This window comes from Oleiphilus sp. HI0132 (assembly GCF_001635845.1).
Genome location: NZ_LWGJ01000116.1, coordinates 1 through 1,274, shown reverse-complemented (window position 1 = coordinate 1,274; position 1,274 = coordinate 1). Strand labels below are relative to the sequence as shown.

The window sequence follows — 1,274 nt, the reverse complement described above, 5'->3', positions numbered from 1 at the left end:
TCTGGGCCGTGATGGCTGGCAAAGCCTTCGAACTTGTCGATCGCTCCAAGGTCCTCAAATACTTGCGCATAAAGCTCTATAGCGCTCCAGGCACTGTAGCAGCCAGCACAGCCGCAAGATGACTCTTTTTTCGCCTTTTCGTGAGGTGCTGAGTCGGTTCCAAGGAAGAATTTGCTTGAGCCACTCTTTACAGCTTCTCTAAGCGCTGTTTGGTGGGTGTTGCGTTTAAGTACAGGTAGGCAGAAGTTATGGGGCCGAATACCGCCTACGAGCAGGTCATTACGATTAAGGAGCAGGTGTTGGGGAGTGATCGTTGCGGCCAGTTTGTCTGAGCCTGCTTGTACAAACTGAGCAGCTTCAGAGGTTGTGATATGCTCAAAAACAACTCTTAGCTCGGTAAATTTTTCGGTGATAGGGGCTAGGTGTTGTTCAATAAAAAACTTTTCCCGATCAAAGATATCAACCTCATGAGAGGTCACTTCACCGTGAATCAGTAATAACATGTCGCAAGCTTGCATTGCCTCAAAAACCGGGTAAAGCTCGTTCAAGGCTGAAACTGCAGCATCGGAATTGGTTGTTGCTCCTGCTGGGTAAAGCTTGGCTGCAATAATGCCCGCTTGCTTGGCGCGAGTAATGTCTTCGGGCTTTGTATCGTTTGTCAGATATAGGGTCATTAAGGGAGTGAAATCGACTCCTTCAGGTATAGCGTTTTCAATTCTGGCTTTATAAGCAAGTGCCATTTCTGTGTTAACAACAGGCGGGACAAGGTTAGGCATCACTATCGCTCGCTTAAAGCACCGAGCGGTTGCCGGGACAGTTTCTGCGAGCATGTCTCCATCTCGAAAGTGAAGGTGCCAGTCATCGGGGGCTTGAATAGTGATTTCTTGCATGGGATATCCTGAATCAAAAATTTAAGCTTATATTATGCCTGAAAATATAGGCTTCAGGAAATTCAGGGTGGGAGGACAAGGTATGGATGACTAACTTGTCTGGAGGGATCTCAGGCGCTTACTTTGCCAACTCTATTTTGCCAAGCAGGCCTGCATGGTCTGAGAGGTAAGCCCGCTGGTATTAGGCATATCTCCGTTTGACTGCTTGGCACGTAAAATTCTCAAACGCTCAATTGTGCGACCTTTCGGGTTAATTGAAATGTGACCGGCGCATTTTTTTATCCGTATTTCCCATCTACACGGGGGCTTGTCCATACGGGAATAAAGGCTAGGCAGAATAATGAAAATGCTATGATCCACAGACCACCGGAAATATTGACCCAA

The 1,274-nt window shown here is 47.2% G+C and carries 1 protein-coding gene; it reads right to left on the bottom strand.

Annotation, left to right across the window (positions count from 1 at the left end; genetic code table 11):
• On the bottom strand, nt 1-890 hold an 890-nt coding region (pyrC, locus tag A3766_RS01540), incomplete at its 3' end, for a dihydroorotase (protein ID WP_068641525.1).
• Between the last annotated feature and the right edge of the window lie 384 nt (nt 891-1,274).